The sequence below is a fragment of the Macromonas bipunctata genome, from assembly GCF_002837135.1.
Classification (GTDB): Bacteria; Pseudomonadota; Gammaproteobacteria; order Burkholderiales; family Burkholderiaceae_C; genus Macromonas_A; species Macromonas_A bipunctata.
This window is the reverse complement of the sequence record NZ_NWBQ01000053.1, coordinates 58,200-65,196: the sequence shown is the minus strand read 5'-3', so window position 1 is coordinate 65,196 and position 6,997 is coordinate 58,200. Positions and strand designations below refer to the sequence as shown.

At 65.9% G+C, this 6,997-nt stretch carries 6 protein-coding genes and 1 tRNA gene; all 7 read right to left on the bottom strand.

The window, feature by feature from the left end; genetic code table 11:
• Window positions 1-55: 55 nt before the first annotated feature.
• Window positions 56-131, bottom strand: a tRNA-Ala gene (locus CON76_RS08365).
• A gap of 80 nt (window positions 132-211) precedes the next feature.
• Window positions 212-1,618: a glutamate--tRNA ligase gene (gene gltX, locus CON76_RS08360; protein ID WP_101102895.1), complete on the bottom strand. Its 1,407-nt coding sequence runs from the start codon at window positions 1,616-1,618 to the stop codon at window positions 212-214.
• Window positions 1,615-2,835 carry an O-succinylhomoserine sulfhydrylase gene (locus tag CON76_RS08355; protein WP_101102894.1) on the bottom strand — a complete coding sequence of 407 codons (1,221 nt, stop codon included), beginning with the start codon at window positions 2,833-2,835 and terminating at the stop codon, window positions 1,615-1,617. Before CON76_RS08355 ends, gltX begins: the two co-directional genes overlap by 4 nt.
• A 3-nt stretch (window positions 2,836-2,838) precedes the next feature.
• The gene (gene purF / locus CON76_RS08350) at window positions 2,839-4,344 is read right to left on the bottom strand and encodes an amidophosphoribosyltransferase (protein ID WP_101102893.1); all 1,506 of its coding nucleotides are present in this window, start codon (window positions 4,342-4,344) and stop codon (window positions 2,839-2,841) included.
• Between the two features lie 15 nt (window positions 4,345-4,359).
• Window positions 4,360-4,854 carry a CvpA family protein gene (locus tag CON76_RS08345; RefSeq protein ID WP_101102892.1) on the bottom strand — a complete coding sequence of 165 codons (495 nt, stop codon included), beginning with the start codon at window positions 4,852-4,854 and terminating at the stop codon, window positions 4,360-4,362.
• Window positions 4,854-5,558 (bottom strand): SPOR domain-containing protein, encoded by a 705-nt coding sequence (locus tag CON76_RS08340; RefSeq protein WP_205758209.1) that lies wholly within the window; start codon window positions 5,556-5,558, stop codon window positions 4,854-4,856. The genes CON76_RS08345 and CON76_RS08340 overlap by 1 nt, the downstream gene beginning before the upstream one ends.
• Window positions 5,559-5,602: 44 nt before the next feature.
• Window positions 5,603-6,955 (bottom strand): bifunctional tetrahydrofolate synthase/dihydrofolate synthase, encoded by a 1,353-nt coding sequence (gene folC, locus CON76_RS08335; protein ID WP_240592815.1) that lies wholly within the window; start codon window positions 6,953-6,955, stop codon window positions 5,603-5,605.
• Window positions 6,956-6,997 lie beyond the last annotated feature (42 nt).

Below are 6,997 nucleotides of genomic sequence, written 5' to 3'. Positions count from 1 at the left end.
CCGTGAAAGGGTGATGTCCTAGGCCTCTAGACGATAGGGTCAAACCTAGAAAACTTGGTGGAGGTAAACGGGATCGAACCGATGACCTCTTGCATGCCATGCAAGCGCTCTCCCAGCTGAGCTATACCCCCAAGGTTTGCACACCGCAGACTGCTGAAGCTGTTGGCTTGTTGCTGTCTGCGCTGACAAGACCTGAATTCTATAACGATTTTCAGGCGTTTTGCAAACCGGCCACAACTTTTTCGCGGCCCTGCAGCTCCAGCACCGCATCGACCGAGGGCGTCTGCGGCGTGCCCATGACCAGCACACGCACCGGCATGGCCAGTTGCGGCATCTTCAAGCCATGCGCGGCCAGCACGGCCTTGAAGGTGGCGGCAATGGCGGCCTTGTTCCACTCGCCCTCGGCCAGGCGGGCGGCCAGGTCGGCGATGGCGGGCCGGATGGCGTCGGTCACGTGCTGGGCCAGGTCTTCAGGCTTGGGCGCCACCGGGGTGTAGAACGCCTGTGCCCAGTCGGCCAGCGCCACGGTGGTGTCGCAGCGGTCTTTGAACAGGGCACAGATGGCGGGCAGGCGCTCATCGGCGGTGATGCCGCGCGGGGCAAGTTGTGCCGCCACCAGCGGCGCCAGCGCGTCGTCGGGCATGGCCTTGAGGTGCTGGGCGTTGACCCAGCGCAGCTTGGCTTCGTCGAACTGGGCGGCGCTGCGGCCCAGGTGGTCGAGGTCGAACCAGTCGAGGAACTGCTGGCGGCTGAAGATTTCGTCGTCGCCGTGGCTCCAGCCCAAGCGGGCCAAGTAGTTGACCATCGCTTCGGGCAGGTAGCCTTCATCGCGGTACTGGGTGACAGGCTTGGCGCCGTTGCGCTTGCTCATTTTCTCGCCCTGCTCGTTGAGCACGGTGGGCAGGTGGGCGTACACCGGCGGCTCCTGGCCCAGGGCACGGAAGATGTTGATCTGGCGCGGGGTATTGTTGATGTGGTCGTCACCCCGGATGACGTGGGTGATGCGCATGTCGAGGTCATCGACCACGACGCAGAAGTTGTAGGTGGGTACGCCCACGCTTTCGCCCGCTGCAGCAGGACGGACAATCACCAAATCGTCCAGCTCGTCGTTGCTGATCTCGATGCGGCCCTTGACCTTGTCGTCCCACGCTACCACGCCGCCTTGCGGGTTCTTGAAGCGCAACACGGGCTGCACGCCTGCAGGCACGGGCGGCAACACTTTGCCGGGTTCGGGGCGCCAAGTGCCGTCGTAACGTGGCTTTTGCTTGGCGGCCATCTGGCGCTCGCGCAAGGCGTCCAGCTCTTCCATGCTCATGTAGCAGGGGTAGACGTGGCCCGCCGCGATGAGTTGTTGCAACACTTCCTTGTAACGCTCCATGCGCTGCATCTGGTAGAACGGGCCTTCGTCGGGGGTCAGGCCCAGCCAGGCCATGCCTTCGAGGATCACATCAACAGCGGCCTGGGTGGAGCGTTCCTGGTCGGTGTCTTCAATGCGCAAGATGAAGTCGCCGCCGTTGGCGCGGGCAAAAGCCCACGGGTACAGGGCTGAACGGATGTTGCCCAGGTGGATGAAGCCGGTGGGCGACGGGGCAAAACGGGTGCGGACGCGTTGGGTCATAGGGAGTCCAGGGTGTTGAGGCCACGGGCCAGATCATTTTGTACGTCTTGCGGGTGTTCCAACCCGACCGCGACACGGATCAGGCCTTGCCCGATGCCGGCGGCCTGGCGCTGGGCTTCGGAGAGCTTGCCGTGCGAGGTGCTGGCCGGGTGCGCGCACAGGGTCTTGGTATCGCCTAGGTTGGTGCAGAGCGACAGCACTTGCAGCGAGTCCAGCACGTGGAAGGCACGGGCGCGGGCCTGTTGCGGGCTGCTGGCCTTGACATCGAACGACAGCACGGCGCCGCCACAACCCGACATCTGGCGCATGGCCAGTGCGTGCTGCGGGTGGCTGACCAGGCCGGGGTAGTAGACGCGGGCCACGGCAGGGTGGGCTTCCAGCCACTGCGCCAGCTCCAGCGTGAGCCCGCTTTGGGCCTTGACGCGCAAGTCCAGCGTCTCTAACCCCTTGAGCACCACCCAGGCGTTGAAGGGCGACAGCACCATGCCGGAGTTCTTTTGCACCGGCAGGAATTGCTCGGTCACCATTTTTTGCGGGGCGCACAGGGCGCCGGCCAGCACGCGGCCCTGCCCGTCCAAGTACTTGGTGCCGGAGTGCATGACGATGTCGGCACCGAAGCGCATGGGCTGCTGCAGCGCGGGCGAGGCAAAGCAGTTGTCCACCGCCAGCAGCGCCCCGGCATTGTGCGCCAGGTCAGCCAAGGCGGCAATGTCGCACAGCTCGGTGAGCGGGTTGGTGGGGGTCTCGGCAAACAGCAGCCGGGTAACGCCGGGACGGATCGCCGCCTGCCAGGCCGCCAGGTCGGTCTGCGGCACGATCGAGGTCTCAACGCCAAAGCGGGCAAACTCGGAGCCGATGAGCTTGAGCGTGGAGCCGAACATCGACTGCGAGATGATGACGTGGTCGCCCGCCTTGAGCAGGCTGAAGCACATCAGCATGATGGCCGACATGCCCGACGCGGTGGCGATGCAGGCTTCGGCCCCTTCCAGCGCCGCCAGGCGTTGCTCGAAGCTGGTGACGGTGGGGTTGCTGGAGCGGCCATAGGTGTAGCCCTCCTCTTCACCGGCAAAGCGGCGCGCCGAGGTGGCGGCGTCGGGCTGCAGGTAGCCACTGGTCAGGTACAGGGCTTCGGAGTTCTCGCCGTACTGGCTGGGCGCCACCGCCACGCGCACGGCCTGGGTCTCGCGGCGCAGGGCTTGCCATTTGGGGTCGGTCATGGCTCAGGCCTCCCGCGAGTTGGGCAGCGACAGGCGCGAGGCGTCGGCGTCGTCTTCCTCGGTCATGACGCGCTGGCCGTTGAGGCGGTAGATGTCGTCGGCGGTGACGTCGCCGGTGACGTACACGCCGTCAAAGCAGGAGGCCTCGAAGCCGCTCAGGCCCGGGTTGAGCAGGCCGACGGCCTGCTTCATGGCGTCCACGTCCTGGTAGATCAGGGCGTCGCAGCCGATGATGTCGCGCACTTCCTCGGTGGTGCGGTTGTAGGCCACCAGCTCGTCCTTGGTCGGCATGTCGATGCCGTAGACGTTGGGGTAGCGCACCGGCGGCGCGGCGCTGGCCATGTAGACCTTGTTGGCACCGGCCTCGCGCGCCATTTGCACGATTTCGCGGCTGGTGGTGCCGCGCACAATCGAATCATCGACCAGCAGCACGTTGCGGCCCTTGAACTCACTGCCAATGACGTTGAGCTTCTGGCGTACCGACTTCTTGCGCACCGCCTGGCCTGGCATGATGAAGGTGCGGCCCACGTAGCGGTTCTTCACGAAGCCTTCGCGGTAGGGCTTGCCCAGCAGCTGCGCGAGTTCGGTGGCGCTGGGGCGGCTGGATTCGGGGATCGGAATCACGACGTCGATGTCGTCCACCGGCACGGTGGCGGCCACGCGCTGGGCCAGGGTCTCGCCCATGTTCAGGCGCGCCTGGTACACCGAGATGCCGTCCATGGTCGAATCGGGGCGGGCCAGGTACACGTATTCAAAGATGCAGGGGTAGAGCTGCGGGTTCTCGGCGCACTGCTCGCGGCGGATGCTGCCGTCCAGGCCGATGAACACGGCCTCGCCCGGGGCAATGTCGGAATCAAACTCGTGGCTGGTGCCTTCGAGCGCCACCGATTCGCTGGCCACCATGACGGTGCCGTCTTTGCTGCGGCCCATGCACAGCGGGCGGATGCCGTACGGGTCGCGGAACGCCAGCATGCCGTGGCCCGCAATCAGCGCCACCACGGCGTAGGAGCCCTTGAGGCGCTTGTGCACCGCGCGCACGGCGGCGAAGATGGCGTCGGGGTACAGCGCGCCGTGGTCGCTGGACTGGGCCAGTTCGTGCGCCAGCACGTTGAGCAGTACTTCGGAGTCGCTCTCGGTGTTGATGTGGCGGTGGTCGAGCTGGATCATCTCCTGCTTGAGCGCGTCGGCATTGGTCAGGTTGCCGTTGTGGGCCATGACCACGCCAAACGGGGCGTTGACGTAGAACGGTTGCGCTTCTTCCTCGCTGAAGGCGTTGCCCGCCGTGGGATAGCGCACCTGGCCCAGGCCGCAGTTGCCGGGCAAGGCGCGCATGTTGCGGGTACGGAACACGTCCTTGACCATGCCCTTGGCTTTGTGCATGAAGAACTTGCGTTCCAGCTGCGTGACAATGCCCGCAGCGTCCTGGCCCCGGTGCTGCAGCAGCAGCAGGGCGTCGTAAATCAACTGGTTAACGGGCGTGTTGCTGACAACACCGACGATTCCACACATGGCAAAGTCCTTGAGTTAAGGCAGATAAGGGGCAAGATTTTCGGGCATGGTGCCCTTGAGCAGGTGCAAGCCCGCTTGTAACCAGCTTGCACCAACGGAGGCCCGCCAGGCCTCGTGTTCCTTGAAGGGGGTCAACCCCAGCACCAGCGCCAGCGCCAGCAGCAGCACCGTGGCGCGCAGCACGCCAAAGGCGGCCCCCAGCGCACGGTCCACCGGGCGCAGGCCGATCTGGTCGATGAACTGCTTGGCCAGCCACGCCAGCAGGCCGCAGCCAAAGGCGGTAGCCACAAACACCACCACAAAGCCGATGGCGTAGCGCACCGGCTCGGCCATGGGGTTGAGCGGCAGCCACAACGACACCGGGGCGGCGTACCACTGGGCGGCCACGAAAGCGGCCACCCAGCCCAGCACCGACAGCACCTCGAACACCAGCCCACGCCACAGCCCGACCAGCACCGACAGCAGCAGCGCCAGCGCCAGCAGCAAGTCCACCGGGCCCAGCAGCGTCATCACAGCGTGAGCAGGACGCTGTTGGTCAGGCCCAGTGCCTTGGCCTTGGTGGCGGCTTTTTCGGCCTCGGCGCGGCTGGCAAACGGGCCCAGGCGCACCCGGATGCGCTCGCCATCGGGCGTCTGGGCGATGTGGGTGTAGGTCTTGAGGCCAGCGCGCTCGAGCTTCCAGCGCACTTCCTGCGCACTGGCGTGGTCGGCGTAGGCGCCAATTTGCACGATGAGGCGCACCGGCGGCTCGGCGTCCTGTGCGGCCTTGTCCTTGGCAGCCTGTTCGCGCGCAACCTTATCGCGCGCCTCGCGGGCGGCTTTTTCCCTCGCTTCGCGCGCGACCTTGTCCTTGGCCTCGCGGACGGCTTTTTCTTTCGCCTCGCGCGCGGCGTTGGCGTCGGGGTTGGTCTGCTGGCGCGGTGCAGGGGCAGCGGCCACGATTTCTTCCTTGTCGCCCAGGCTGTCGGCGGGGGCAGCGGCCTGGCCGACCGGCGTCCACGGCGGGGTGGTGCCCTTGGCGGGGATGTCAATCGGGATGTCCACCGGCAGGGGGCGGGGATCGGCTTCAAATAGCATGGGAAAGCCCAGCATGCCCGCGAGCACCAGCACGCACGCACCCATGAGCCTGTGGTGCGACCGACGGCGCAGCGCGTCCACGCTGTTGAGTGAGGCCGGATGCGGGGTGCCCGAGGCACCGGAACGGAGTTTGAACATTCGCTGGTGGCCGCGCAGCACAGGAGCTCGAAAATCAGATGGCATCAGGCTTGGAGGTGCGGGGCCGCCAGCCGAGGCACTCCATTTTGCAACACGCCGCCTACGGTAAAGAAAGAACCAAAGACCACGATTCTATCAGCGGGGTCGGCCTGCGCCACCGCCGCCTGCAAGGCCGCGTCAGGATTGGGGTGTTGGCTGGCCTGCACATCGGTGCGGGTGTTAAGGCTGTGCCACAAGGTTTGCAAGTCGGCGGCGGAAGCGGCGCGCTCGGTGGGCAAGTCGGTGAAGTACCAGCGGTCGATCAAGGGATTGAGGCGCTCGAACATCGGGCGCAGGTCTTTGTCGGCCATCGCACCAAACACAGCGTGGGTGGTGGGGTAGAAGCCCATCGCATCCAAATTTTCGGCCAGCGCGGCGGCGGAATGCGGGTTGTGCGCCACATCCAACACCAGCGCGGGCTGGCCGGGCACGATCTGGAAGCGCCCCGGCAGCTCCACCAGCGCCAGCCCGTTGCGCACCGCCTGCGCCGTGACGGGCAACGTGGGGTGCAACGCCTCCACCACCGCCAGCACGCCAGCGGCGTTGACAAGTTGGTTGGCTCCGCGCAAAGCCGGGTACGCCAGGCCGGGGTAGCGGCGGCTGCGTCCGGCCCAGTTCCATTGCTGCTTGTCGCCACCGCAGTGGAAGTCGCGCCCGGCACGCCAGAGGTCGGCGCCGATCTCAAAGGCGTGATCGAGCACGCTTTGCGGCGGCACCGGGTCGCTGACCACCACCGGACGGCCGGTGCGCATGATGCCGGCCTTCTCGTGGCCTATCGTCTCGCGGTCGGGGCCCAGGTATTCCACGTGGTCGATGTCGATGCTGGTAATGACGGCACAATCGGCATCGAACACATTGACCGCGTCCAAACGCCCGCCCAGCCCCACTTCCAAGATCATGACATCCAGCCGTGCGTGCTGCATGGCCAACACAATGGCCAGCGTGGTGAATTCAAAATAGGTCAGGGCCACCTCAGGCTGGGCGGGGGTGCCATCGCCCACACGGGCGCGCTCGATCTCGGCAAACGCGGCCACCAGTTGCTGCGCCTCGGCGGACTGGCCTTGGATGCGGCACCGTTCCTCAAAATGCACCAAGTGCGGCGAGGTGTATACGCCCGTGCGGTAACCCGCTTGGCCGTAGATCGCCTCCAGCATCGTGCAAGTGGAACCCTTGCCATTGGTGCCCGCCACCACAATCACCGGACAACCGGGCCGGATGCCGCGCCCACTGTCCACGCGCTGCGCCACCGTACGCACGCGCTCCAAGCCCATCTCGATGGTGTTGGGGTGCAGGCGCTCGCAATGGACAAGCCAATCGGGCAAGGTGGTGGGCAGGGGGGCGGTAACGGGCATGGACATCGCAAAGGCTTAAATCAAGACAGGGCGGTATTGTCGCAGGGG

Coding starts and splice junctions, on each gene's coding strand:
- folC (WP_240592815.1), bottom strand. CDS start 6,955: ATGTCCATGCCCGTTACCGCCCCCCTGCCCACCACCTTGCCCGATTGG.
- CON76_RS08340 (WP_205758209.1), bottom strand. CDS start 5,558: ATGTTCAAACTCCGTTCCGGTGCCTCGGGCACCCCGCATCCGGCCTCA.
- gltX (WP_101102895.1), bottom strand. CDS start 1,618: ATGACCCAACGCGTCCGCACCCGTTTTGCCCCGTCGCCCACCGGCTTC.
- purF (WP_101102893.1), bottom strand. CDS start 4,344: ATGTGTGGAATCGTCGGTGTTGTCAGCAACACGCCCGTTAACCAGTTG.
- CON76_RS08345 (WP_101102892.1), bottom strand. CDS start 4,854: ATGACGCTGCTGGGCCCGGTGGACTTGCTGCTGGCGCTGGCGCTGCTG.
- CON76_RS08355 (WP_101102894.1), bottom strand. CDS start 2,835: ATGACCGACCCCAAATGGCAAGCCCTGCGCCGCGAGACCCAGGCCGTG.